Genomic DNA, 25480 nt, shown 5'->3' with positions numbered 1-25480 from the left:
GGAGTCCTGCAGCTGTCAGGAGTTAAGGGGCCATCCAGTTCTGGATGCCCTCGATGTCGCGGGGCATCGCGCCGGAGAGGTTCTCGGTGCCGTTGTCGGTGATCAGGATGTCGTCCTCGATCCGGATGCCGATCCCGCGCAGGTCCTCGGGCACGGTCAGGTCCTCGGCCTGGAAGTAGAGGCCGGGCTCGACCGTGAGGACGTAACCGGTCTCGACGTTGCCCTTGTTGTACTTCTCGTTGCGGGCTGCCGCGCAGTCGTGCACGTCGATCCCCAGCATGTGGCTGACGCCATGCAGGGTGTAGCGCTGGTAGATCATGCTGTCCGGGTCGAGCGCCTCGTCGGCCGACACCGGCAGCAGCTCCATCGCGTCGAGCCCGCGGACGATGACCTCCATCGCGGCCACGTGCCCGGACCGGAACGGCACGCCGGGCCGGAGCGCGGCTATTCCTGCGTTCTGCGCGTCCAGCACGAGTTGGTAGAGCTCACGCTGGCGCGGGGTGAACTCGCCGTTGACAGGCAGTGTGCGGGTGATGTCCGCGGTGTAGAGGTTGCGGTTCTCCACGCCCATGTCGAGCAACATCAGGGTGCCGTCGACCACCGGGCCGTCGTTCTCGATCCAGTGCAGCGTGGTCGCGTGCGGACCAGCCGCGGCGATCGACGTGTAGCCGACATCGTTGCCCTCCGCGCGGGCCCGTCGCCAGAAGGTGCCCTCGATCCAGCGCTCGCCGTACTTGCGCACCTGGTCCATCTCGCTGAGCACGTCGGAGAAGCCGCGGTGAGTGATCGCGCAGGCCTCGCGGAGCTGCTCGATCTCGAAGGCGTCCTTGACCAGCCGAAGCTCCGACAGGACGAACGCGAGCTCGCCGTCCCGCGCCTCGTCGATGCCCGTGCCGCTCAGCAGGGAGGCGATCGAGCTCTCCTCACCCCGGCGCACCCGGGTCGGCACGTCGCTCTTGAGCACGTCCGCAAGGCGGTCGACATGCCGGGTCTCGATGCCGAACTCCTTGGCCGTCTCGGTCAGCGACGGGCGGCGGCCGGCCCACAGTTCGCCGTACATCCGGTCCCGCCAGAACTCCTCGCCCTCACTGCGGTCGGAGCGCGGCCGGAAGTAGAGCACCGAGTCGTGACCGGTGGTGCCGTTCGGCTCCAGCACCAGGACCGCGTCGGAGGTCTGGTCGCCGACCAGCCAGACGTAGTCGGTGTGCGGGCGGAACGCGTAGTCGGTGTCGTTCGAGCGGACCTTGTAGGTGCCGGCCGGGATCACCAGCCGCTCGCCCGGGAAGGCCTGCGAGAGTGCGTCGCGGCGCTTGGCCGCCCAGGCACCGACGTCGCTGAGGGTGACGTCGGTCCGCTCGGTGTCGCCCCAGCCGGAGTTCATGAACTGGCGGAGCTTCTCCTTCGGCTCATTGTCGTGAGTCGCGGTCTTGGGAGCCTTCTCGGTGCTTTCCGTCATCGTCGACCAGTCCTCGTCCTCAGCGCCCTCATCGTCAGCGCGTGTGCAGTTGATCGCCGCGCAGCGTACCTGTGTCGGGTAACGCCTCGGCGGGGTCCGAGCCGATGCGCGTGATCGCATTCCGCTCGTCCACGAAGACTACGCTCGGGGAGAAGACCTTCGCTTCTCCGGCCTCGAACATCCCGTAGGCGATCAGGATCACCAGGTCGCCGGGGTGGATCAGGTGCGCGGCCGCGCCGTTGATGCCGACCACGCCGGACTCGCGCGGCCCCTCGATCAGGTAGGTGGACAGCCGATTGCCGTTGGTGATGTCGACGATGTCGACCTTCTCGCCCGGCAGCAGGTTCGCGGCCTCCATCAGGGCCGCGTCCAGCGTGCAGGACCCGACATAGTCCAGGTCCGCCTGGGTGACGGTGGCCCGGTGAACCTTCGACTTCATCAACTCGATCAACATGCGGCCATCATCCAGGCAGCTCCGACGACTGTCAGTGGCAGTGATCACGGTGTCAGCGCGCGGCGCCGAGCCGGATGACCTGCTTGTACGCCGCCGGCATCGGCAGGCCGTCCACCTCATCCAACGGCACCAGCCGCAACGCCTTGTGCTCGTGGCTGTAGACCGGCTCCACCTCGCCCAGGTAGTCGGCGGAGTAAGCAAGCATGAACACATGCCGGTCCGGCTGGATCTCGTAGACCCAGGCGTGCAACGGGTTCCCGATCTCCACGGTCCAGCCGAGCTCTTCCTCGATCTCACGAGCCAGGCAAGTCGCAGGATCCTCGCCGAGCTCCAGCTTGCCGCCGGGCAGCTCCCACTCGTCGCGCTCGTTCAGCAGCAGCGGCACGCGCCCACGCCACACCAGAACCGCCTTCAAGGAAACGGGAAGCTGGTACTCGAGGTAGCCGGCCGGCTGCTCGACCAGATAGGGCTGCTTCACAGGGCTGACGCCTGAACGGCCAGACCGCGCAGCGCCTCGTAGCGGGGACGCATCGCGGCGACTCGCTCCACGTCGGCCGGCGGCGGCTCCAGATGTTCCCCGCCGGGCGCAGGCGAAAGGCCGAGGGCTATCGCGGCGGCGCCCCGGGCACCCACTTCGGCCTCGGCGCACACATCGGTCGGCCGGGCGAAGGTCGCGGTGAGGCAGCGGCGCCACCAACCGGACGCGTCGATACCGCCACCACCGAGCACGACCTGCAAAGAGTGCCCGAACACCGTGTCGAGCATCCGGAGCCCTCGATCGATCTCCAGCGAAGCGCCCAGCAGGGAAGCGGCCAGCAGATCCGCCCCGGTGTCGTCGAAGGACAGGCCGAAGTACGCACCCGATCCACTGGGCACCGTCTCGGGCGGCCGGGTGCCCGCTTGGAACGGGACGGCGATCACCCGCGACGACCCGATCTCGACGCCCGTCGGTTCCTGATGGGCCGCGTCGAGTTGCAGTACGGCGGTCAGCCAGGCGTGCAGATTCCCCGCGGCAGAGAAGGCCATCCCGGTCACGGCACGCTTGTCGTCCACGCGATACCGCCACAACTCCCACGGCAAGTCCGGCGCTCCCTCGATGGGGTGAACCACCCGTACCGCGGCCGAAGTACCGACCGTCACAGCCGCGGTGCTCTCGTCGTACGCGCCAGTGCCCACGTTCGACGCGGCCCCGTCACCGGTGGGCGGATGAATCGGTACTCCGGCCAGCGCGGGCCACCGCCGCTCGAAAGCTGACGACAGCACACCCGTCCACCCGGTCGGCACGATCTCCGGCAGCTGTGCGGCGGTGACCCCCGCCACCGCGAGCGCCTCGTCGTCGTACTGGCCGCTAGCGAGTTCGAGCGTGCCGGTGCCGGACGCGATCGACACGGAGCTGACGCGGTGGGAGGTCAACCGCTCCAGCACCAGATCCGGCAACCCGGCGAAGGCGGACGCGTTCGCGACCGTCCTCAGCCAGGGGATCCGCCGCGTCCAGTAGAGCCGATGCAACCAGGCGCCGGTCCGGGCGTGAAAGGCACGCTCGTCGAAGTCAGGGCCGACCGACACCGGCACGGACCGCGTGTCCACCCAGGGGATCACCGGGGTCAGCGGCTCCCCGCCGGCCGAGAGGCCCACGATCGAGTGCCACTGCGACGACAGCACGATGTGGCCGATGTCCTCGAGATGCCCGTTCTGCTGCAGTTCGTCCAGGCAGCCGAGGAGTCCCTCGACGTAGTCGTGCAGACCCAGCGTCGCTTCGCCCTGCGCGCCGTACGCCATCGCGACCTTGTGTCGCGCGAGCGCGCCGGGCACCGGTGAGGCGTCGGCGGACAGGACGAGCGCACGGGCCGACGAGGTGCCCAGGTCCAGGGCGAGGATCCGGCCGTCAGTCCTCGGCATGCAGCGCCTTCAGGAAGGAAGCCGCCCAGACGTTCACATCGTGCGCGGCCAGGTGCTTGCGCATCGCCTTCATCCGGCGGCCCAGCTGGCGGTCGTCGGTGTTCATCGCGTCGACGATGGTGTCCTTCATGCCGTTGATGTCATGCGGGTTCACCAGGAAAGCCTGCCGGAACTCGTCGGCCGCTCCGGCGAACTCGCTCAGCACCAGGGCGCCGGTGTCGTCGTACCGGCAGGCCACGTACTCCTTGGCGACCAGGTTCATGCCGTCACGAAGGGGCGTCACCACGGCCACGTCGGCAGCGCGGAACAACGCGGCCATCTCGGTGCGCGAGTAGGAGGTGTGGAGGTAGTTGATCGCCGGAGTACCGATCCGGCCGTGTTCGCCGTTGATGCGTCCCACCAGCAGCTCGATCTCGTCCCGCAGCACGCGGTACTGCTCGACGCGCTCGCGGCTGGGCGTCGCCACCTGGACGAAGACGGCGTCGTCGACCGAGACACGTCCCTCGTCCAGCAGTTCGCCGAACGCGCGCAGTCGTTGCCGGATGCCCTTGGTGTAGTCGAGCCGGTCCACGCCGAGCAGGATGTGCTGCGGGTTGCCGACCTCCTCGCGGATCTCCCGGGCGCGGGCGTCGGTCTCCGGCTGGCGGGCGAGCTGCTCGAGCTCGCCGACATCGATCGAGATCGGGAACGCCTTGGCCCGCACGATCCGGTCGTCGGGCAGATGGATGCGGTCGCCCCGGGTGCGCAGGCCCATCCGGTTGCGGGCCAGCCGGGCGAAGTTCGACGCGGCCCCCGGTCTTTGGAAGCCGACCAGATCCGCGCCCATCAGGCCGTCCAGGATCTGGCGCCGCCACGGCATCTGCGCGAACAGTTCCGTGGGCGGGAACGGGATGTGCAGGAAGAAGCCGATCCGTACGTCGGGTCGCAGCCGGCGCAGCATCGCCGGGACCAACTGCAGTTGGTAGTCGTGCACCCAGACCACGGCGTTGTCGTCGGCAGCCTCGGCGGCGGCCTCGGCGAAGCGCCGGTTGACGGCTACATACGCCTCCCACCACTCGCGGTGGAACTCCGGCGGCACGATCACGTCGTGGTACAGCGGCCACAGCGTCGCGTTGGAGAAGCCCTCGTAGTACAGCTGGATGTCCTCTGCGGACAGCGTCACCGGGACGAGGTGCATGCCGCCCTCGTCGAACGGGTCCAGCTTCTCGTCGGCGCCGCCGGTCCAGCCGATCCAGGCGCCGTGGTGGCGCTGCATCACCGGTGCCAGGGCGGTGACGAGCCCACCTGGGCTGCGGCGCCACGCAGTACTGCCGTCGGGCATCTCGATCCGGTCGACCGGCAGCCGGTTGGCCACCACCACGAAGGAACTGCGTCCGCTCGGCATCAGCTGTTATCCACCCAGGTATTCGTCGTCGCCGGGGTAGCTGACCCCGATCTGTCTGCGCGTCTCGTCGAGCAGCTCGAGGATCTCGATGGTTGCGGCGTGCGGAAGCGCGGGGCACTCGACCAGCCCGTCGCGCAGCGCGCGCATCACCTCCGCTGCCTCATAGTGGTACCCAAGGCCATGCGTCGGTATGTCGACCCGCTCCTCGCCCGCGGCGGTGTTGCGCAGGTAGTACGGCGGGTGGTGGAACCGGTGCGGCAGGATCAGGCTGCCCTCGGGACCGCTCACCGAGGCGGTCCACGGGTTCTGCGAGCGGAGCCCGCAGGTCAGGGCCGCGACTGCCCCGGTGTCGTAGCGCCAGGCCATCGCCACATTCAGATCGACACCGTCGTCGTTGACCGAACCGACGGCCTTGACCTCGGCCGGTTTGCCGAGCGCCATGTGCACGAACGTCATCGGGTAGATGCCGCCGTCCATCAGGGCGCCGCCACCGAGCTGCGGGTCCAGGAGGCGGGCCGGGAGTTGCGGCTTGTGGAAGCCGAAGTCCGCCAGCGCCTCCATCGGCTCGCCGACCACGCCCTTGGCCAGGTCTTCGAACATCGCCTGGACGACGGGATTGGTCCGCATCCACATCGCTTCGGCGAACAGCGTGTTGTGCTCGCGTGCGACGGCGACCAGGTCCCGCGCCTGCCTGGCAGTCAGCGTCACCGGCTTCTCGCAGAGCACTGCGACCCCGGCCTGCAGAGCCGCCCGGGCGACGGCGTAGTGCTGCGGGTGCGGCGTGCCGATGTAAAGCACGTCGACCTCGCCGGACTCGATCAACCGGCGGTAGTCGTCGTAACGGTGCTCGATGCCGAAGGAGTCGGCGAACCGGTTCGCCGACTCCAGCGAGCGGGACGCGACCGCGGTCACCACCGCGTCGTCGAGGACGGCGAGGTCCTTGGTGAACGAGGTGGAGATGTTGCCAGTAGCAACGATTCCCCAGCGGACGCGATCTATACCCACTGTCTGAACTCCGGGGTCGGGAACGGGCCGTGAGCCTTGATTCTCGCGGTTTCGAACGCGTGCGCCAAGCGAATGAGGGTGGCATCACTCCGGCCGGTACCGCTGAAGGTGATCCCGACCGGCAGTCCCTCGACCAGTCCGGACGGCACCGAGATCAGCGGATAGCCCGCCAGCGCGGCGTGTGAGGACGAACTTCCGAGGACGTGGTCGCCGTTGATCAGATCGATCGTCCAGGCCGGCGAGTACGACGGCATGGCCAGGGCGTCGAGCTGATTCTCCGCGAGCAGGTTGTCGATTCCGTCCCGACCCGCCCGGAGCGCGGCCAGCCGGGCGGCGACATAGACCGGCGAGTCCAGCCCCTCGGTCGTCTCCGCGCGCTCGAACAACTCCTGGCCGAACCAGCGCAACTCGACGTCCGCGTGTTCCTGGTTGAAGGCGATCAGGTCCGCCAGCGTGCGCGGTCCGCCGTCCTTGCGAGTCGCCAGGTACGCCGCGAGGTCGACCTTCAGCTCGTGGCACAGCACGTTCAGCTGGTCCTCGTCGCTCCCGGGCGTCGGCAGTGAGAGGTGATCCACCAGAGTCGCGCCGCACCGGCTCAGCAGCTCGAGCGCCTCTTCGGTCACCCGGTCGAGGCCGCGAGAGTATCCCCACAACGGCCCCCGCGGTACGCCGATGCGCACGCCGCTGAGGTCCTCCCCGCGACAGTTCTCCAGGTAGTCCGTGCTGCTGCCGGTGAGAACGGTCAGCAGGGCGGCGGCCTGGCTGACCGTCCGGGTCATCGGTCCGGCGGTGTCCTGGGAGTGGGAGATCGGCACGATGCCCTGCTGCGGCACCAGACCGACCGTGGGCTTGAGCCCGACGACTCCGTTCAGCGCGGCCGGGCAGACGATCGAGCCGTTGGTCTCGGTGCCGACCGCCAGGTCCGCGAGCCCGGCGGCGACCGCCGAGCCCGAACCGCTGGACGAACCACCCGCGGAGCGGTTCAAGGCGTACGGGTTCCGCGTCAGGCCGCCGTACCCGCTCCAGCCGGAGGAGGACGCGGAGCCGCGGAAGTTGGCCCACTCGCTCAGGTTGGTCTTGCCCAGGATGACGCAGCCGGCCTCGCGCAACCGGCGTACCAGCGGGGCGTCGTGGGGTGGCGGCGGCTGGTCGGCCAGCACCAGCGAGCCGGCCGTCGTCGGCAGGTCGGCGGTGTCGATGTTGTCCTTCACCAGCACCGCCATGCCATGCAGCGGGCCACGGATCCGGCCATCGTCACGCTCTGTGTCCAGACGGGCGGCTTCGGTCAATGCAGCGGGGTTGGGCGTGCAGACCGCATCGATGAGAGGGTTGACCTCATCGATCCTTGCCTGCAGCTCTTCGACCGTCGCGAGGGCGGGTCGCGGGCCGGGCGACATGTCGCCGGGCCCCTGTCGAGTTGAGCTCACACCCTCGATCCTGCCAGAGTTGGCCGGGTCCGGGCGTCCGCTCAGCGACACGTGAGATGTCGCAGGCCGGTGAATGACATCGCTGTTGTTCAGCACGTACAGTGGCATGCGGACGGACGATCACCGACCGCACAGGAGTCACCAGCAGATGGACAGCGCCAACGCCAGCTCTTCCGGCCCCGCCGAAGCAGCCCAGCCGGCCGTCGCTGGGTTGTCCGACCGTGACGGTGCGATCCTCGGTTTCGAGCGGCACTGGTGGAAGTACGCCGGCGCCAAGGAGCAGGCGATCCGGGACCAGTTCCAGATGTCCGCCACGCGCTACTACCAGGTCCTCAACGCCCTGATCGACCGGCCCGAGGCCCTCGCGCACGATCCACTCCTGGTCAAGCGGCTGCGCCGGTTGCGCGCCGCCCGCCAACGCGCCCGCTCCGCCCGTCGACTGGGCATCGAGGTCTGAGGAACGTGGCCCCCTCGCAGGGCGACTCGTCTCCCCCGGGGGATGGCTCGTCTGCCTTGGGAGATGAGAGGGGCCAGGTCCTCTCGTCCCTCGTCGCCGTGCTTGCCGTCGTGGCGATCGTCGGCGGTCTGCTGGTGCTGTTCGGGACCAGGGGCAACAGCAGCGCGGCCGACTCCCAGCCCGCCGCCGCCCAGAAGTCATCGACGAAGCCGTCGACTTCCGCGACGGCTCCGACCTCTGGACCGAGCACAACGCCGACCTCTGAGCCGACAGCTGCGCCGACACCTGGGCCGACCTCCGGGCCGACAGTTGGGCCAACCTCAGCACCCACATCCGCGCCGACCTCCGAACCGAGCTCGGAGCCTTCCTCGATGCCGACCCAGGCTGATTCCATTCCGCCATCGGACCGGCCCGCGGTCGAGGTGTTCAACAACACTCCCCGCAAGGGCCTCGCCGACGACGTGGCGAACCGCGCCCGGCAGGCAGGTTGGACCGTCGCCGGTGCCGACAACTGGCACGGCAAGATCGTCACCAGCACCGTGTACTTCCCGGCCGGGATGCAGGCCGAGGCCGCTCAGCTCGCGAAGGACATCGGCCTCAACCGGATCAAGGACGCGCTGGACAACATGAAGAAGGACCGGCTCACCGTCATTCTCACGACGGACTACACCGGATGAGCACTCCCGTACTGGCGACTGCAGCCGGGCGGGAGGGCTGGGAAGCAATCGTCGGGGATCCAGCCGGGGCGGTGATCGCCACCGACTTCGACGGCACGCTGTCACCCCTGGTCGAGGACCCGGCGATGTCCCGCGCCGCCGAAGGAGCACTGGACGCCCTGGCCCGGCTGGCCCGCTACGTAGGCCAGGTGGCGATCGTCACCGGCAGACCGGCCCTGGTAGCCACCGAGCTGTCCGGAGTCAGCGGCCACCCGGGGCTCGGGCGACTCGTAGTACTGGGTCACTACGGGCTTGAGCGGTGGGAGGCCTCCACCGGAGCCGTGACGAGTGAACCTGTCCCGCCTGGGGTCGCTGTGGCGCGCGCGAAGCTGCCGGCGCTGCTGCGGGACGTCGGCTTCCCGGACGCCTTCGTGGAGGACAAGGACAGCTCGCTAGCCGTTCATACCCGGCGACTGCCCGATCCGGTGGGTGCACTAGAGGCCTTGCGTACTCCGCTGTCGGGGCTGGCCGAGTCCGTGGGCCTCCGGCTGGAGCCGGGCAACCTCGTGCTCGAGCTGCGTCCACCCGGCATCGACAAGGGAGTAGCACTGCGCACCTTGCTCGAGTCCTCTGGCGCCCGCTCAGTCCTGTACGCCGGGGATGACCTAGGCGACCTCGCCGCCTTCGGAGCCCTGAACGACCTCCGCAGCGAGGGCCTACGCGCAGTACTGGTCGCCGCGCGTTCCTCCGGCGCCACCGAGCTCGCCGACGCGGCCGACATCGTCGTAGACGACCCTGCCGGCGTAGTAACAGTCTTAACCGCCCTAGCCGACGCCATCGCAACCCGCTGAGCAGTCTCCGTCCGCAGGAAGGTCAGCGGCGGCGGAAGGTTTGGGCGAGGGTTCGGCCGAAGGGTTGGACGGGGCGTTCGGTGTAGTTGCCGTCCTTGAGGCTGGCGAGGCGTTCGAAGAGGTTTCGGGAGGCCGGGTCGCCGGTGCGGAGCCAGGACCAGGCGGCGGCGAGGAGGTAGAGCGGGAGCATCGGCAGGCCGATCAGGCAGAAGTACTGCCAGGAGTGCCGCTCCTCGTGCTTGACCAGGATCGGCTGCTGGTCGAAGTACGCCCGGTCGTGCTTGGTCAGGATCAGGTTGCCGATCGTGAACGCACCGGCCACCGGAAACCGGAGCTTGTACCCGGTCGCGTAGAACAACCCCCGCGGCCCCCGACTGAACCGAGCCCGCCCGACGAGCCCCACCAGGACTCCCGCGAGCGTCGACAGGTTCAGCGTATTCACGACAAGCTTCACCGCCTGCCACCCCGACATCCCCTCACCCATACCTCAGTATCAGCCGCGCCTGCCGCAGGACCTGTACGGGGCTATCCGCTGGCCTGCGGCGGGGGGACTGGCGGCATGGGCAGGGCGGTTGCCGTAACCGACCGACAGGTAGTGGTCCGCTCGATCGGGTCACTGTGCCGGTGCTGCAGGTGGTACGCCGGCTGGCGGCGACGACTTCCTGTCGGTCGGTACACCTGAACCCCCGAAACCGGCCCCCAGCCGCGTCCTTGTGCGCGTCCCAGCCATTGCGCAGGCCGGGAAGTGGCTGAGCCATGCACAAGGATGGGGATTCGGCTGCGGTCTGAGCCGAACGCGCCACCCCGGCCCAATACCTCTGGGCGGTTGACGCGTACCGGCACGACTAGCACCATCACGCAGCCCGGGGACGCCAACCGCCCGCGCCTTCAACCGCGCCGAGTCACTCGCGTGCCGCGGCCTCCCGCCACGATGTCCCGATGTCGCAATTCTTAGGACATTGAGGCGGCTGTTGTGATGCCTGTTGGTGGGGTGCGTCAGACTGGCCGGCGTGAGTTCGGTGGTACGACGGTGGCGGCCCGGGCGGCCGGTGGATCCGCACATGGTGATCGGTGGTCTGCGGAAAGGCCCGGGCGATCCGGCGTATGCGGTCGACCCCGGGCGCCGGACGGTGTGGCGGGCGACGAGGACGCCCGACGGGCCGGTCCTGCTCAGGCTCACGCCGTACTCCGGGGTGGCGGAGGTGGAAGCCGAAGCGTGGGGGCCTGGTTCGGCCTGGGCCTTGGACGGCGTGCCGGAGTTGCTCGGTGAATCGGACAGCTGGGACGGGTTCGAACCGCTGCCTGAGCACCAGCCGCTGGTCGTCGCGGCGCGGCGATTCCCGCACTTCCGCGTGCCGAGGACCCGCGCTGTCTTCGAGGCGATGGCGGCCGCGGGCATCGAGCAGGTGGTCACCGGCAAGGAGGCTTTCCGGGCGTGGCGGTTGCTGCTGCGCGAGTACGGCGAACCGGCGCCGGGCCCGGCTGTTCCCGATGGGCGGACCATGATGGTTCCCCCGGCGCCGCAGGAGTGGCGGCTGATTCCGTCCTGGCAGTGGTTGCGCGCGGGTGTCGAGGGGCGCCGATCCAGGGTGGTGATCACGGCGGCGAGTCGTGCGGGCGCGCTCGAACGGACCTTGCAGTTGACGGATTCCGCGGAGATCGAGCGGCGACTGAGGTCGCTGCCGGGTGTCGGGGTGTGGACGGCGGCGGAGGTCCGGCAACGCGCCCACGGTGATGCCGACGCGTTCTCCTTCGCCGACTACCACGTCTCGCGGAACGTCTCGTATGCGCTGACCGGCGAGGAACTCGATGACGATGGTTGCGCCGAACTCATCGAGCCGTACCGCGGCCACCGCTTCCGGGTCCAACGCCTGCTGGAACTCTCCGGCCCTGGCCATCCCCGCTACGGACCGCGCAAATCCTTGCCCACCCACACGCCGGGGGCCACGCATCGCCTGCGCTGACGGCTAGTGTCGGCTGGGTGCGGATCGACGGGGACGGCCTCTACCTGGTCGCCGGTGCTGCCCTGCTGGTCGGCGCGATCCTGCCCCGGCTGCTGCGCCGCTACGCCATCTCCGCTCCGATCGCCTTCCTGGGTGCGGGGTTGCTGCTCGGGCTGGCGGTCGACCGGAGCAGGCTGAGTCCGATCGCCGAGCCTGCTCTCACCGAACACCTCGCCGAGCTGACCATCCTGGTCGCGCTGATGGGTGTCGGCCTGGCGATCGATCGCCCGATCGGCTGGCGCCGGTGGAAGGTGACCTGGCGACTCCTGCTGGTTGCAATGCCCGCTTGTGTGGCCGCCGTCGCAGGCGCCGGCTGGCTGCTGGGGCTGGCCCCTGCCACGGCTCTGCTGCTCGGAGCCGTCCTGGCCCCGACCGACCCGGTGCTCGCGTCCGACGTACAAGTTCAGGGTCCGACGACCGGCGAGGGCGCCGAGCCGGAGGAGGACGACGAGGTCCGCTTCGCGCTGACCTCGGAGGCCGGCCTGAACGACGGCCTGGCGTTCCCGTTCGTCTACGCGGCGGTCTTCGCCGCGACCAAGGGCGCGGTGGGCGGCTGGGCGCTGGAGTGGCTGGCGTGGGATCTCATCGGCAGAACCGTCATCGGGGTTGCCGTCGGAGTCGGTGCGGGGTGGTTGCTCGGCCGGATGGCCTTCTCCGCGCCGCTGCCGAGCTTCCGGCTGGCAGATTCGCGCGAACCGGTGCTGGCCCTCGCGATGACGCTCGGTGTCTACGGCATCGCGCAGGTCCTGCACGGCTACGGCTTCATCGCCGTGTTCGTGGCGGCGCTGACCTTGCGGGCGGCTGAGCGCAGTCACGACTTCCACGAGGAGCTGCACGGGTTCGTCGAGCAGCTCGAACACATCCTGACCTGGGGGATCCTGCTGCTGCTCGGTGTCGCGATCACCGGCGGGCTGCTGAAGCCGTTGACCCTGGCCGGCGCGGCGATCGGCGTACTGCTGGTGTTGGTGATCCGGCCGCTGACCGCCTGGGTTTCACTCAGTGGAACGCCGATGAGGCGATCCGAGCGATGGGTCACGGCGATGTTCGGCGTACGGGGAGTCGGGTCGGTCTATTACCTCGCCTATGCCGGGCCGGACTTCGGCGCCGATCTACCGTGGTTGTGGGCGACCGTCGCGTTCACCGTCGTCCTCAGCGTGGTCGTCCACGGCGTGGCTGCGACCCCGCTGATGCGGATGCTGGACCTGCGCCGCGGAAGCTCGGGCGCCGGCAGCAACCGCGGCGTCTCGTAGTACGGGCGGAGCTGAGATCCGGTGTCTCGGATGGTGGTATCGGAGGACACGATATGGACGAGATTGGGTAACCTCGTCAGTGCTCATCCAGAGGGACTGAGGGAAACGGCCCGTTGAAGTCCCGGCAACCCTCCCCGTTGACGTCTCGATCCGAGGCGCTCGCGGCGGAACGGTGCCAAATCCGTCCCGCACCGAGATCCGGTCCGGGGAAGATGAGGAGGGAAACTCCGCCATGAGCCTGAGCACCGCGCCGACCGCCCACACCATCCGCGAAGGCGCCTTCGGCAACGGAACGCACCTGAGCTGTCGCGCCTGTGGCGCGAAGTCCGAACTCGGTCCGTTCTACGCCTGTATGGAGTGCTTCGGTCCGCTGGAGGTCGGGTACGAGTTCCCGACCATCACCCGCGAAGAGATCGAGGCCGGACCCAAGAACATCTGGCGCTACCAACCGCTGCTGCCCGTCCCGGTGGACGTGGCCAGCTTCCCGAACACCGAACCCGGCTACACCCGGCTGATCGACGCCGGCAACCTGGCCCGAGAGCTCGGCCTGCGCAAGCTGTGGGTCAAGGACGACTCGGGCAACCCGACCCACTCCTTCAAGGACCGCGTGGTCGCCAGCGCCCTGAGCGCCACCCGCGAGCTCGGGATGAAGGTCTTCGCCTGTCCCTCCACCGGCAACCTGGCCAACGCCGTGGCCGCTGCCGCCGCCCGGGCCGGCATCCGCTCGGTCGTCTTCATCCCGCACGACCTCGAGCGCCCGAAGGTGATCACCACCGCCGTGTACGGCGGCACGCTGGTCGCCGTCGAGGGCAACTACGACGACGTGAACAAGCTCGCCTCCGAGATCGCCGGCGAGGAGGAGGGCTGGGCGTTCGTGAACGTGAACGTCCGTCCGTACTACTCCGAGGGTTCGAAGACACTCGCTTTCGAGATCGCCGAGCAGCTCGGCTGGCGGATCCCGCAGCAGGTCGTGATCCCGGTCGCGTCCGGTTCGCAGCTGACCAAGATCGACAAGGGCTTCACCGAACTCGGCAAGCTCGGGCTCGTCGACGCGACCGACTACAAGATCTACGGCGCCCAGGCGACCGGTTGCTCGCCGGTCGCGCAGGCGTTCCGCGACGGGTACGACGTGGTGAAGCCGGTCAAGCCGGACACCATCGCGAAGTCGCTGGCGATCGGGAACCCGGCCGACGGGCCGTATGTGCTCGACGTCGCCCGGCGTACCGGTGGAGTGATCGAAGACGTCAGCGACGAAGAGGTCATCCAAGGCATCCAGTTGCTCGCCCGGACAGAGGGCATCTTCACCGAGACCGCGGGCGGGGTGACGGTTGCGACGCTGAAGAAGCTGATCGAGACCGGCCAGCTGGACCCCGAGGCCGAGACGGTGATCATCAACTCCGGCGACGGGCTGAAGACGCTCGACGCCGTGGCCGACCGGGTCGGCCCGAAGGTGACCATCCCCGCGTCGTACGACGCCTTCGTGAAGGCAGGTCTGCAGTGAGTGTGAGCGTGCGCGTCCCGACCATCCTGCGGCCCTACACCCAGGGGGCGTCCGAGGTCTCCGTCGAGGGGGCGACCCTGAGCGAGGTGCTGGAGTCGCTCGACACGTCGTTCCCGGGGATCAAGGGCCGGGTACTGGACGATTCCGGCGAGCTGCGCCGGTTCGTCAACGTGTACGTGGACAACGACGATGTCCGCTTCGCCGAGGGCCTCCAGACCTCCATCAAGGACGGCGGCCAGGTCTCGATCATCCCGGCCGTCGCCGGCGGCTGCTGACCCGTACTGCGTAGCGCCGGCCGCGGGTGATCTCGCGGCCGGTCGGCCGAGCAGGCAGGATGTCCGGATGCGCGCGATTGTCATCGAGCAGTACGGCGTCCTGCCCACGGTCCAGGAAGTTGCCGCACCGGAGCCGCAGGCCGGCGGTGTCGTCCTCAAGGTCGAGGCCACCGGTCTTTGCCGTAGTGACTGGCACGGCTGGCAGGGGCATGACTCCGACATCGTCCTGCCGCACGTCCCAGGGCACGAACTTGCCGGCACGATCGCCGCCGTGGGCGCGGGCGTCACGGGTTGGCAGGTCGGCGATCGCGTCACCACCCCGTTCATCTGCGCCTGCGGCACCTGCGAGCAGTGCCGCGAGGGCAACCACCAGGTCTGCCCCAACCAGTTGCAGCCCGGCTTCAACTACTGGGGCTCCTTCGCCGAGTACGTCGCTCTGCCGTACGCCGAGGTGAATCTGATCCGCCTCCCGGAGTCCCTCGACTTCGACACGGCCGCCGGACTGGGATGCCGCTTCGCCACCTCGTTCCGCGCGATCCGCCAGGTCGGCAAGGTGCGCGCCGGGGAGAACGTGGTGATCTTCGGTTGCGGTGGTGTCGGCCTCTCCGCGGTGATGATCGCGGCTGCCCTCGACGCCCGGGTGATCGCGGTAGACACCAACCCCGAGGCGCTCAAGCTCGCCCGCACGTATGGCGCCGCCCACACAGTGCAGGCATCGACGTATGGCGCCGCTGATACAGGGCACGCATCGACGTATGGCGCCGCTGATGCAGGGCAGGCATCGCCCGACGTGGTGCGGGAGATCCTCGACCTGACCGGCGGCGGGGCTCAGGTGACGATGGATGCGCTGGGCTCGAACGAGCTTGTCCAGCAGGCGTTGCGCTCGCTTCGCCCACGCGGGCGTCACCTGCAGGTCGGCCTGCTCCCGTCAGGCGTACAGCTTGACGTCTCCCGTCTGATCGGCCAGGAACTCGAGTGGCTCGGCAGCCACGGCATGCCGGCCCACGCGTATCCCGAGATGCTCGATCTCGTTGCCTCAGGCAACCTCAATCCGGCCGACCTGATCACCAACCGCATCACCCTGGAGCAAGCCCCGGCCGCCCTGGCCGCCCTCACCACCGCAACCCCCGCCGGCGTCACCGTCATCCACCCCTGACGCCTTCCTCGTCCCGTCCAGCGGACCGCCAACACTCACTAACCCGCGCGTGTGCCTGCGTGCTGAGCGTGGAGACGCCCGACTCATGAGCGTTGGTGAGTGCCGGCGGTCCGGGTCTACTGGGGTGGGAGGCGGGTGAGGAGGGCTTCGAGCATTTCGCGGGTGGCGGCGAAGTAAGAATTCTCGCGATGCAGGGCGCGGTGGAACGCGGCCAGTTCGGCGGGGGAGATCGTGTTCGAGAACGTGCTGATCTCGGTCAGGTCGAGCCGACGGTTGAACAGGTGGACCGTGTCACGCCAGCGATGGAGCAGTCCGACCAGTTCGGCGTCGCGGTGCCGACCGAGCGCGCCCGACACCAGCGCGAGGTCGACCGCCGAGACCACCAGCCGCGGGTACACCTGCCGGTGGTTCGACTGGTTCGGGGAGAACCTCTCGTCGGAGAGCAGCCGGGTGTTCTCCTGCAGTTCGTCCGCGACCGCGCGGAGGATCTCGTTCCGCCGCTCGGCTTCGGCGGTCAGGCGTTCCACGAAGATGCCGGTGAGCCCCGCGACCAATGTCAGCGAGTTCACCGCCGGCTCCCATCGGCTGTTGCCGGGCCAGATGAACCAGATCACGCCGAGCACGAAGGCCAACGCCAGCAACCCGTAGCTGACAGCCGTCACGACCGTACGCCGGTACGCGGCCCAGCCCGCGTTCCCCGTGGAGGACCGCAGCGCCTTCGTCAACACGCGCAGTCGCGCGAGCACCCGAACCCGAGCCCGCGCCAACAACCGCTGCCGCCTCACCTGTTCCGTCGGGCGATCCCCGGCGAGGTCGCCGGCCGCACCCCCGGCCGGGTCTGCCGCGGCCTGGCCGGCAAGGCGCCCGGCGATATCCCCGGCAACGTCCCCGACCTCATCTGCGGCGAGGTGTCCGACCTCATCCGCGGCTGGATCGTCCGGCTCGCCGGGCATCCTGTCGGCCGAGCGCCGGGGATCAAGCGGGCCGGGGAAGTCCGGCGTACCGGATGGGGTCATTGCGACCAGATGTCGTCAGCCAGGGTGTGGGCGGCGTTGGCTGATGCCGGGGCCAGCAGCAGGAGCTCCAGGCCGAAGGGGTTGGGCCGGCGGGTGTAGCGGAACTGCGACTGGATCGCCTCGACCGGGGTGAGGTTGCACGCGGTGGTGAGCTTCTTCAGCCGCGTGGTGGAGTACTTCCTGGTCGTGTAGAGGCGGATCGTGTCGCCGACCGGCAGCAGCACCTCGGTGTGGTCCGGGAGACCCATGCGGATCTGCTCGTCGGTGTCGTTCTGCCAGAGGATCTTGACCAGCAGCGCGTCGTCGTCCTCGACCTCGCCGATGAACTTGACCCGCTCGTTGTCGATCTTCAGATCGGTGTTGTACCGCAGCGCGCTGGTGACGAACTCCGCGAACGCCCGTGTCTGGTGATACTCGTCCGCGGCCGCCTTCGCGGTCTCGTCGTCCAGCCGCGTAGTGCTCGCCACCTCCAGCAGCAGCCGGTCCTGCGGGCGCAGGACGTGGGTGATCACCTCGAGCAGCTCTTCGTCGTTGTCGAAGTTCGCCAGGGTGTTGCCCGTCAGCGTGTAGAGCAGCGGCTCGCCGCCGACCAACCTGGTCAGCATCTGGGCCAGCTCGATCATGTTGTCCGCGATGGAGAAGTCCAGCTGCACCGGCAGCACCTGCGCCATCGGGAACCTTGCCCCGCGCACCGGTTCCAGGGTGCCCATCCGGAGCATCTCCGAGCTCATGTCGACCGGGATGTAGAACATGTCCCGGTTGTCGCGCCGAAGGTCCTCCAGGATCGTGCGGTCCTTGACCCCGGTGCCGATGCCGAGGCTGACCAGGTGGAATCCGCCCTTGTCCACATGCGGTTTCACCTTGCGCCAGTGCCGCAGGAACGACTCGGTGCCGGCCTTCATGACCAGGTAGAACGGGTCGTTGGTGGCGTTCGCCCAGGCGATGGTCGGGCCGATGCCCCAGTAGGAGAAGCCGGAGGTGATCTGCTTGCCTTCGCCACTGGTCGAGAACGAACCGCGCAGGTCGCCGGTCAGGGTGGCGAGCTTGTCGGTCTGGTCCTCACCGACCAGCAGCAGGGACCAGGCGAAGTCGTCGTCCGCGAGCGCCTGCTCGAGCTTCCTGATCACATGAACCGGCTCGGTCACGTCCTACCCCTCCCACGGTGAGTGGTCAGGTTATCGGTTGCCCACTCTCCGCGCAGTCCGGAAAAGCGATCCCGAGTCGGAAACCTCAGATCGCCTGCACGGAATCGGCCTCGCGCCCCTTCGGGCCGTCCACCACCTCGAACTCGACCTGCTGGCCGTCCTCGAGGGTCTTGTAGCCGTCCGAGACGATCTTGCTCCAGTGGACGAAGACATCGTCCTGGCCGTCGACGGCGAGGAAGCCGTAGCCCTTGTCGGCGTTGAACCACTTCACGGTGCCGCGCACCATCGGAACTCCTGTGACCTTCAACGGGACCCGCTTCACCCGGATCCCTCGGGTGCCCTGGCAACCACCGGAGCGATCAACAAGCCTAGCCCAGCCTCGGTCGCTCCTCAGCGACGGTCGACGTCGACAGCCGGCCAGGGAGGTCAGCTGCGGTGTGAGGCGCCCAGGCCGACGATGCCGGCGGCCACCAGCAGCAGCGCGCCGGTCAGGCCGAGGTCGTCGGTCTGGATGATGCCGTTGTCGTTCAGGATCCAGATCGTCGCGGTGCCCACCATCACGGTGCCGGCGATGACGCCTGGTACGTCGGGCTTGGGCTTCCTCATCCGCGCTCCACCTTGATGCTGCCGAGCTTGAGCTTCAGGTCGAGGACGACGCTCGACGGTCCGGCCTTGCCGTCGGCACCCAGGTCGTTCAGGGACACGCTCGCATTATGCCCGTCCTTCTGCTGGTTCAAGACGGCCACGTCGCCCAGCTCGGCGCTCACGATGCCGGTCACGTCGACGTTCGGCGGAAGCGTGACGATGACATCGCCGGCGCCGCCGTCGACGACCACCTTGGCGCCGGGGGCGAAGGTCGCCTTGGTCAGGTCCAGATGCACGGACCCCGCGTCGAACGTGTACGGCGTACTGGTGGCGGTGAGCTGGGTGGCCGGGGTGGCGACGACGGTCGTGTCGACGAAGTGGCGCGGGATCGTCGGGAAGAGGGTGCTCGCGGCGACGCCGAGAGCGAGCAGGATGCCGAGCGGTAGCAGTCCGAGGGTCCGGCCGAGGAACCCGCCGACCAGCATCCCCAGGCCGAGCGTGGCCAGGCCGATCGCCAACATGAGCGTGGTCGGGGCACCGGCGGCAGCGGCGATCGCGATGGCGATCCCGGTCAGGAGGACGATCGCCGGCTTCACGCCGCGGTAGCCCTTGCAGGGAGGAGCTGCCGGTGCGGTGGTGCTCGGCGCCGGGCCGGATGGCTCGTCGACGTACAGGCCCAAGGGGTCGTCCTCGGTCCACACAGCTCGGACCGGCTCGACGGTGCGGTCCTGGGGGCGCTGTGTGGCCGAGGACGACGGACCCGCCGGGGGAGGTGGCGGGCCGGCCGGGGAGGACGCGGGCCCGGAAGCCGGCGGGTACGCGGGCGCGGTGGGCGTGTCCTGCGGGCGGGAGGCCCGGCCCGTCCAGTTCGTGCCCTTGCGGCGGAACACGAACAGCCACAGCAGGCCGAGCACCACCAGCGGCCCGGGCACGAGCTTGCCGAAGTTGAAGGAGGACATCATCGCGATCGCGCCGAACACACAGATGCCGATGACGATCGGCCACATCCACGGGTGGTCGGGCCGGACGCGGTCACCGAGCAGGCTCTGGGCGGCCGAGCGGTCGGAGCCCTCGTCGGGCATCAGCATCCAGGCGGCCGCATAGAAAAGCAGTCCGGGACCACTGAGGACCAGGACGGCCATCACCACCCGGACCAGCACCGGGTCGATGTTCAGCGCGCGGGCGATCCCGCCGCAGACACCGGCCACCATCCGGTCGGACCGGCTTCGGCGCCAGCTCTGCACATCGCGCAGAGGCGTGGGGTCGAAGCCATCGGCCGGTCCTTGGCCGCTCGAGTTCTGCTCCATGACACCGATAGTGTCCCGAACCAGCCGCTCGCACATCGGGGATCCCCCTCTGGTGACCCCCGGTCGGGCCGGTACAGCGGACAGGGCTGCGGTCGGCTAGGGGTTCTCCCCGGCCAGACCCTGAGCGCTGTGAACCGGCGGTGAGGTGACGGCCCGGGACAAGCCTGCTGGTGTCGGCCCTGTCCGCGTGTGACGATCGTGGAGATGACTCAACCAGCTGCTGCCGCGCCCACGGGCGGGTCCCCGATCCCTGGGAACCCCTCCGCGGGTCCGCACGGCCCGACCCAGCCGGGGCGGCCGGGTCCGCCAGGGCAGCCGGGGCAACCAGGTCAGCAGCAGGCGACCTCCTACGAACCACCTCCCGTACGCCGGGCCTACCGCCGCGCCGAGGGACGGGTGATCAGCGGAGTGGCCGGTGGCGTCGCGGACCACCTGGGCGTGTCCGACACCGTCGTACGGCTGGTGTTCATTGCTGCCACGGTGTTCGGCGGGTTCGGCGTACTGATCTATGCGGCGCTGTGGTTCCTGATGCCGCTGGCGGCTCCGACCGTGCCGGCTGCACCTGGTCTGGCCGCGCATACCCGCGGCGGACTCCGGTCGGATCAGCCGCCGCCGTTGACCGAGGCCAAGGCGCGCAGGCGAGAGAAGAACCGCGGCCAGGTGACGGCTCTGGTCGTCGTCGGCATCGGTGCGCTGCTGCTGCTCCAGGTGGCCGGGCTCGGGATCGCCGGGAAGATGTTCTGGCCGCTGGTGTTCGCCGGGACTGGTCTTGCGCTGATCTGGCGGCAGGCTGACGAGGGCCAGAAGGCTGCCTGGACCAACAAGGCGCCCACGTTGGGTGTGCTGTTCGGCAAGGGCGGGCTGAAGTCGATCATCCGGGTGGCCGTCGGCCTGATCCTGATGGGGACCGCCGTGACGGTGTTCCTGGTGCAGAACAACCGGCTGTCGATGGTCGGGGACGTACTGGTTGCTCTGCTGCTCGCCGTGGTCGGGCTGGGCGTGATCGCGGGGCCCTGGGTGCACCGGCTGAGCCGGGACCTCAATGCGGAACGCGGCGAGCGCATCCGGTCCCAGGAGCGCGCTGACATGGCGGCCCACCTGCATGACTCGGTGCTGCAGACGCTGGCGTTGATCCAGAAGCAGGCGAACGACCCGCGAGCCGTAGTACGGCTGGCCAGGTCGCAGGAGCGCGATCTGCGGTCCTGGTTGTACGACGAGGACGACGACACGGACAAGACCCTGGCCGGTGCGGCGAAGCGGGCGGCGGCCGAGGTCGAGGATTCCCACGGCGTCCCGGTCGAGGTGGTGACCGTCGGGGACTGCGAGCTGACCGAGGGGTTGTCGGCGATGGTCCGCGCGGCTCGCGAGTCGATGGTCAACGCCGCGAAACACTCCGGAGCTGACAAGATCGATGTGTTCGTCGAGGTCGACGGGGACCGGGCCGAGATGTTCGTCCGGGACCGCGGCAAGGGCTTCGACACCGACGGTGTGCCCGAGGACCGGCTCGGACTGCGGCACAGCGTGATGGGCAGGATGGAACGGCACGGCGGCCGCGCAACAGTTCGGTCGAACCCGGAAACAGGCACCGAAGTGCGACTGGAGATGGACAGATGACACAGAGGCGAGTGGTCGTGGTGGACGACCACGACATGTTCCGGGCCGGCGTGCGCAGCGAGATCGGTACCGCGGTCGAGATCGTGGGCGAAGGCTCCGATGTCGACACGGCCGTGAAGGCGATCATCGCGGGCGAACCGGATGTCGTGCTGCTGGACGTGCACCTGCCCGGCGGCGGTGGCACCGAGGTGATGAAGCAGGTGCACCAGCGGCACCCCGAGGTGAAGTTCCTGGCGCTGTCGGTGTCGGATGCGGCCGAGGACGTCATCGGCGTGATCCGCGCCGGTGCCCGCGGTTACGTCACCAAGAACATCAGCGGCACCGAACTGGTGGACGCGATCGGCCGGGTGGCCGACGGCGACGCGGTCTTCTCACCGCGGCTGGCCGGGTTCGTCCTGGACGCGTTCTCGGGTGCGATCGACATCGCCTCGGTGGACGAGGACCTGGACCGGCTGTCCCAGCGCGAGCGCGAGGTGCTGCGCCTGATCGCCCGCGGCTACGCCTACAAGGAAGTGGCGCGCGAGCTGTTCATCTCCGTGAAGACGGTTGAGACGCACGTCTCCAGCGTGCTCCGCAAGCTCCAGCTCTCCAACCGCCACGAACTGACCCGCTGGGCCACCGACCGCCGCCTGGTCTGACCCGACCGCCTCAGAACCAACTCGGCTGACGGGCCCGCCTTCCGGTCAGCGGAAGGCGGGGGGGTGGCGAGCGGCTGGGAGTGGCGGGTTGTGGACAGGTCACACATTCGCCACGCAGACAGAGGCGCAGACAGCTTTGGCGCTGTTATACCGTCGTCTCCTATGGAGCGGAATCTCACAGCCGAACAACTCGAGCTCTTCGAGAAGGAGTTCGCAGCGCACCCGTCATACCGGGTGATGCAGAACGCCGTCACGCAGACGCCGATCAATACGATCGCTCTGGACCGCCAGGTCGTGACCGGGATCGACCATTCGGTGTCGAACCTGCTCGACGACTGGAAGGTCACGAACCAGAAGAAGAGCGGCCGGTGCTGGCTCTTCGCCGGGCTGAACCTGCTCCGGGCCGGCGCCGCCGAGAAGCTCGGCGTCAAGGACTTCGAGTTCTCCCAGAACTACCTGCTGTTCTGGGACAAGTTCGAGCGGGCCAACTTCTTCCTCGAGGCGATCATCGAGACCGCCGACCGCGACGTCGACGACCGGACGGTGGCACACCTGCTGTCCGACCCGATCGGTGACGGCGGCCAGTGGAACATGTTCGTCGCGCTGGTCCGCAAGCACGGTCTGGTGCCGAAGACCGCGATGCCGGAGACCGAGAGCTCCTCGGCGACCGCCCAGATGAACGACACCCTGCGCAAGCTGCTCCGCCAGGGCGCCCGCGACCTGCGCAAGCTCGACGGCGTCGAGGCCCAGCGCGCCCACAAGCAGGAGCTGCTGACCGGCATCCACCGGGTGCTGAGCATCCACCTCGGCACGCCGCCGCAGAAGTTCCTGTGGCAGTGGAAGGACAGCGACAAGGGCTTCCACCGCGACGGCTGGACCACCCCGGCCGACTTCGCCGCGGAGTACGTCACGCTGCCGGTCGACGAGTATGTCTGCATCGTGCACGACCCGCGTGCGTCCAGCCCGACCGGCAAGACCTTCACCGTCGACTACCTGGGCAACGTCATCGACGCGCCGCCGGTGGTCTACCTGAACGTCGAGATCGACCTGATGAAGCAGCTCGCCCAGGACGCCATCGTCGGTGGCGAGCCGGTCTGGTTCGGCTGCGATGTCGGCAAGCAGATGAACGCTGACCTCGGCTTCTGGGACGCCAAGCTGTACGACTACGGCTCCGTCTACGACACCGAGTTCTCGCTCAGCAAGGCCGAGCGCCTGCTGCACCACGAGACGCTGATGACGCACGCGATGCTCTTCACCGGTGTCGACCTGGTCGACGGCAAGCCGCGCCGCTGGCGGGTCGAGAACAGCTGGGGTGACGAGAAGGCCGACAACGGCTTCTGGACCATGAACGACTCGTGGTTCGGCGAGCACGTCTTCGAGATCGCCGTCCGCCGGTCCGCGCTGCCCGCGGACCTGCAGGCCCGCCTCGACGACGCCCCGATCGTCCTCCCCGCCTGGGACCCGATGGGCGCCCTCGCCGACTGACCTCGCTTTCGCTCAAGGACCCCAGGCCCGCATGGCCTGGGGTCCTTCGTCACGTCCAGGGGCCTCACAGCAGTTGCCGACGGTGGTTGCGACGGTGGGTTTGGCGGCAGCCCGTACTGCGGGCTGAGCGCCGGGGGTCAGGCGTCCGCGGTGAGTGCGGTGCGGACCAGTTCGATCCCGTCCGCGGGGCGTTCGAGGGTCGGGAGGTGCCCGGCCCAGGCGAGTTCCACGTGTTCGACGGAAGGCAGTGCTTCCACGAGGTAGGCGGCCGAGTCGCGGAAGAACTGCAGATCATGAGCCCCGGTGAACAACTTCACCGGCATCGTGAGCAGCTCGGGCCGTACTTCGTAGTCCTCGTTCTCCACGTCGTCCCCGGCGGCCAACTGGATCTCGAACGCCCGCTTCTGCATCACCCGAAGGAGTTCGCGGGCCTCGTCGTCCGCCTCCGGCCCGAGCCAGGTCCGCACGTTCGCTTCGGTCGCGCCGTCCACATCACCCGCCTCCAGCAGGCGGTCCTCCTCCGCGCCGAACGCCTTCAAGTCGGGGGTCCGTTCCACCGTGAACACCGGCGGCGCGATCAGCACCAGCCGGCTGAATCGCTCCGGCGCCCTGCTCGCCGCCTGCAGGACGACGTTCGCCCCGTACGACGCGCCGACCACCGCCACGTTGTCCAGCCGCAACTCGTCCAGCAGGTCCAGCAGATCTCCTGCGTCCGAGTACTTCTCGGCCACCTCGAGCGGCGTCTCGCCGAACCCCCGCAGATCCGGGGCGATCACCCGATGGTCCCGGCTCAGATCCTCGATCTGACGGTCCCACATCCGTCCGTCGGCAACCCCCGCGTGCACCAGCAGCACCGCGGGCCCATCCCCAACCACCCGATGAAAGATCGTCATCCCAGAAGGGTGACCCCTCCGGCCACCCCCCGCAAATCCTTTGTCCACACCCTTCTCCGCCCTCCTGAATCAGCAACTGTGCCGGCTGTGCCCGCGACTGTGCGGACCTGGTTGCCTGTAAACGTTTACAGGCAACCAGGTCCGCACACTCGATGAACGGGGCAGTGACGCAGTGGCTGTCTGCGGTCACATCAACGGCGAACTGGGCGGGTGGCGATTGGTTCCCGTTGACCCATGATCTCGCTATGAGGCGGTGTGGTGAAGGCGGTTAGGGCGATGCAGCGCCGCTGGGCCGCGTCCGCTGGGGCCGCGGGGGCGGCTGGCGGCTACTCGGGCTGTCAGGTGCTCCAGTTCGTCGTTCAGCGGTTCGAGTTCCTCCACCCCGTGGCGTCGGCTCAGGGCCGACAGCAGGAGATGGTCCGCGAGTGCGGGGTTCTTGGGTAGCAGCGGGCCGTGCATGTAGGTGCCGATGGCGTTGCCCGAGATCGCCCCTTCCTTGCCGCTGGTCGAGTTGTTCCCGAAACCCATCCGGACCGTGCCCAGGGCCGCCTGCCCCGGCTCCAGGACCGTCTCGCCGGAGTGGTTCTCGAATCCGATCAGGCGCCCGAAGGGGCTGTCCACCGCGATGTTGCCGACCAATCTCCTGCTACTGCCGGTAGTCTCGGCTCCGAAGACGCCGATCCCGGGCACCACCCGCCGGGCGACCGTCGTGAATGCCCGGCCGAACAGTTGATAGCTGCCGCAGATCAGCAACATCGGAACGCCGTCCGACACCAATTGCCGGAGCTCCTCGCCGCGCCGGCACAGATCTTCTCCCATCGCCACCTGGACGGAATCCTGCCCGCCGCCGCCGAAAACGAGGTCGGCGCCGGAAAAGTCGAAAGGCTCACCGCGCTCCACATTCAGCACCTCGGCCTCGTAACCGCGCCACTCCAGTCGCTTCACCAGCGTGATGATATTGCCGAGGTCGCCATACGTGTTCAATTCACGCGGATACAAATGCGCGATCCTGAGCTTTGTCAT

At 68.7% G+C, this 25480-nt stretch carries 26 protein-coding genes and 1 riboswitch; of the genes, 11 read left to right on the top strand and 15 right to left on the bottom strand.

The genetic code is table 11. The features are described from left to right. Window positions 1-22 precede the first annotated feature (22 nt). Genes ABD210_RS28895 through ABD210_RS28865 form a run of 7 tightly spaced genes read right to left on the bottom strand, consistent with a single transcriptional unit; the run spans window position 23 to window position 7625 of the window. Window positions 23-1456 carry an aminopeptidase P family protein gene (locus ABD210_RS28895; protein ID WP_344115698.1) on the bottom strand — a complete coding sequence of 478 codons (1434 nt, stop codon included), beginning with the start codon at window positions 1454-1456 and terminating at the stop codon, window positions 23-25. Between the two features lie 34 nt (window positions 1457-1490). After that, complete coding sequence (gene panD / locus ABD210_RS28890; RefSeq protein ID WP_344115696.1) at window positions 1491-1910, bottom strand: aspartate 1-decarboxylase; 420 nt, start codon at window positions 1908-1910, stop codon at window positions 1491-1493. 52 nt (window positions 1911-1962) lie between these two features. Then, window positions 1963-2388: an NUDIX hydrolase gene (locus ABD210_RS28885; protein WP_344115694.1), complete on the bottom strand. Its 426-nt coding sequence runs from the start codon at window positions 2386-2388 to the stop codon at window positions 1963-1965. Next, window positions 2385-3809: an FGGY family carbohydrate kinase gene (locus ABD210_RS28880; RefSeq protein WP_344115692.1), complete on the bottom strand. Its 1425-nt coding sequence runs from the start codon at window positions 3807-3809 to the stop codon at window positions 2385-2387. Before ABD210_RS28880 ends, ABD210_RS28885 begins: the two co-directional genes overlap by 4 nt. After that, window positions 3796-5193, bottom strand: a complete 1398-nt coding sequence (locus ABD210_RS28875; RefSeq protein ID WP_344115690.1) for an alpha,alpha-trehalose-phosphate synthase (UDP-forming) — start codon at window positions 5191-5193, stop codon at window positions 3796-3798. The genes ABD210_RS28880 and ABD210_RS28875 overlap by 14 nt, the downstream gene beginning before the upstream one ends. A 6-nt stretch (window positions 5194-5199) precedes the next feature. Beyond that, window positions 5200-6198, bottom strand: coding sequence for a Gfo/Idh/MocA family protein (locus ABD210_RS28870; RefSeq protein WP_344115688.1), 999 nt, complete (start codon window positions 6196-6198; stop codon window positions 5200-5202). Next, complete coding sequence (locus ABD210_RS28865) at window positions 6189-7625, bottom strand: amidase (protein WP_344115686.1); 1437 nt, start codon at window positions 7623-7625, stop codon at window positions 6189-6191. Before ABD210_RS28865 ends, ABD210_RS28870 begins: the two co-directional genes overlap by 10 nt. A 148-nt stretch (window positions 7626-7773) precedes the next feature. Here ABD210_RS28865 and ABD210_RS28860 point away from each other — a divergent pair, with 148 nt between their 5' ends. The 3 genes from ABD210_RS28860 to otsB all read left to right on the top strand — a co-directional run bounded on the left by ABD210_RS28860 (window position 7774) and on the right by otsB (window position 9589). Further along, entirely contained in the window at window positions 7774-8082 is a 309-nt protein-coding gene (locus ABD210_RS28860; protein WP_026162776.1) for a DUF3263 domain-containing protein, read from the top strand. A gap of 371 nt (window positions 8083-8453) precedes the next feature. Then, on the top strand, window positions 8454-8759 hold the full coding sequence (locus tag ABD210_RS32565; protein WP_425552757.1) for a LytR C-terminal domain-containing protein: 306 nt from the start codon (window positions 8454-8456) through the stop codon (window positions 8757-8759). Further along, window positions 8756-9589 carry a trehalose-phosphatase gene (gene otsB / locus ABD210_RS28850; RefSeq protein WP_344115680.1) on the top strand — a complete coding sequence of 278 codons (834 nt, stop codon included), beginning with the start codon at window positions 8756-8758 and terminating at the stop codon, window positions 9587-9589. Before ABD210_RS32565 ends, otsB begins: the two co-directional genes overlap by 4 nt. A gap of 22 nt (window positions 9590-9611) precedes the next feature. On the opposite strand, the gene ABD210_RS28845 is transcribed toward otsB, so the two are convergent. Then, window positions 9612-10043, bottom strand: a complete 432-nt coding sequence (locus ABD210_RS28845; RefSeq protein ID WP_344115679.1) for a hypothetical protein — start codon at window positions 10041-10043, stop codon at window positions 9612-9614. Window positions 10044-10599: 556 nt separating this feature from the next. Between ABD210_RS28845 and ABD210_RS28840 the strand changes: the two genes are divergently transcribed. The 5 genes from ABD210_RS28840 to ABD210_RS28820 all read left to right on the top strand — a co-directional run bounded on the left by ABD210_RS28840 (window position 10600) and on the right by ABD210_RS28820 (window position 15774). After that, window positions 10600-11553: a DNA-3-methyladenine glycosylase family protein gene (locus ABD210_RS28840; protein ID WP_344115677.1), complete on the top strand. Its 954-nt coding sequence runs from the start codon at window positions 10600-10602 to the stop codon at window positions 11551-11553. Between the two features lie 17 nt (window positions 11554-11570). Continuing rightward, on the top strand, window positions 11571-12842 hold the full coding sequence (locus tag ABD210_RS28835; RefSeq protein WP_344115675.1) for a cation:proton antiporter: 1272 nt from the start codon (window positions 11571-11573) through the stop codon (window positions 12840-12842). Between the two features lie 80 nt (window positions 12843-12922). Next, window positions 12923-13061, top strand: a riboswitch (SAM riboswitch). Window positions 13062-13074: 13 nt separating this feature from the next. Next, the gene (gene thrC, locus ABD210_RS28830) at window positions 13075-14343 is read left to right on the top strand and encodes a threonine synthase (protein ID WP_344115674.1); all 1269 of its coding nucleotides are present in this window, start codon (window positions 13075-13077) and stop codon (window positions 14341-14343) included. Further along, entirely contained in the window at window positions 14340-14618 is a 279-nt protein-coding gene (locus ABD210_RS28825) for a ubiquitin-like small modifier protein 1 (RefSeq protein ID WP_344115672.1), read from the top strand. The genes thrC and ABD210_RS28825 overlap by 4 nt, the downstream gene beginning before the upstream one ends. A 67-nt stretch (window positions 14619-14685) precedes the next feature. Further along, complete coding sequence (locus tag ABD210_RS28820; RefSeq protein WP_344115670.1) at window positions 14686-15774, top strand: zinc-dependent alcohol dehydrogenase family protein; 1089 nt, start codon at window positions 14686-14688, stop codon at window positions 15772-15774. A gap of 116 nt (window positions 15775-15890) precedes the next feature. Here the strand turns inward: ABD210_RS28820 and ABD210_RS28815 are convergent, their stop codons facing one another. The 5 genes from ABD210_RS28815 to ABD210_RS28795 form a co-directional block, all read right to left on the bottom strand. Continuing rightward, window positions 15891-16790, bottom strand: a complete 900-nt coding sequence (locus ABD210_RS28815) for a hypothetical protein (protein WP_344115669.1) — start codon at window positions 16788-16790, stop codon at window positions 15891-15893. Further along, the gene (locus ABD210_RS28810) at window positions 16787-17935 is read right to left on the bottom strand and encodes an L-histidine N(alpha)-methyltransferase (protein WP_344115668.1); all 1149 of its coding nucleotides are present in this window, start codon (window positions 17933-17935) and stop codon (window positions 16787-16789) included. Before ABD210_RS28810 ends, ABD210_RS28815 begins: the two co-directional genes overlap by 4 nt. An 85-nt stretch (window positions 17936-18020) precedes the next feature. Continuing rightward, window positions 18021-18221 (bottom strand): cold-shock protein, encoded by a 201-nt coding sequence (locus ABD210_RS28805; protein WP_344115667.1) that lies wholly within the window; start codon window positions 18219-18221, stop codon window positions 18021-18023. Between the two features lie 140 nt (window positions 18222-18361). Then, entirely contained in the window at window positions 18362-18541 is a 180-nt protein-coding gene (locus tag ABD210_RS28800; protein ID WP_344115666.1) for a hypothetical protein, read from the bottom strand. After that, complete coding sequence (locus ABD210_RS28795; RefSeq protein ID WP_344115665.1) at window positions 18538-19827, bottom strand: PspC domain-containing protein; 1290 nt, start codon at window positions 19825-19827, stop codon at window positions 18538-18540. Before ABD210_RS28795 ends, ABD210_RS28800 begins: the two co-directional genes overlap by 4 nt. A 204-nt stretch (window positions 19828-20031) precedes the next feature. Here ABD210_RS28795 and ABD210_RS28790 point away from each other — a divergent pair, with 204 nt between their 5' ends. The 3 genes from ABD210_RS28790 to ABD210_RS28780 all read left to right on the top strand — a co-directional run bounded on the left by ABD210_RS28790 (window position 20032) and on the right by ABD210_RS28780 (window position 23564). Further along, a complete protein-coding gene (locus ABD210_RS28790; protein ID WP_344115663.1) occupies window positions 20032-21441 on the top strand; it encodes a PspC domain-containing protein in 1410 nt (469 codons plus the stop codon). Continuing rightward, entirely contained in the window at window positions 21438-22079 is a 642-nt protein-coding gene (locus ABD210_RS28785; protein WP_344115661.1) for a response regulator, read from the top strand. The genes ABD210_RS28790 and ABD210_RS28785 overlap by 4 nt, the downstream gene beginning before the upstream one ends. Before the next feature lie 162 nt (window positions 22080-22241). Further along, window positions 22242-23564, top strand: a complete 1323-nt coding sequence (locus ABD210_RS28780) for a C1 family peptidase (RefSeq protein WP_344115659.1) — start codon at window positions 22242-22244, stop codon at window positions 23562-23564. Between the two features lie 137 nt (window positions 23565-23701). On the opposite strand, the gene ABD210_RS28775 is transcribed toward ABD210_RS28780, so the two are convergent. Next, complete coding sequence (locus ABD210_RS28775) at window positions 23702-24457, bottom strand: alpha/beta fold hydrolase (protein WP_344115658.1); 756 nt, start codon at window positions 24455-24457, stop codon at window positions 23702-23704. A 243-nt stretch (window positions 24458-24700) separates the two neighbouring features. Beyond that, window positions 24701-25480 (bottom strand): type 1 glutamine amidotransferase, encoded by a 780-nt coding sequence (locus ABD210_RS28770; protein WP_344115657.1) that lies wholly within the window; start codon window positions 25478-25480, stop codon window positions 24701-24703.

It is taken from the genome of Kribbella alba (assembly GCF_039529635.1).
In the GTDB taxonomy this organism is placed as follows: Bacteria; Actinomycetota; Actinomycetes; order Propionibacteriales; family Kribbellaceae; genus Kribbella; species Kribbella alba.
Note: the sequence above shows the minus strand (reverse complement) of the source record. Positions and strands in the feature narration are given on the sequence as shown.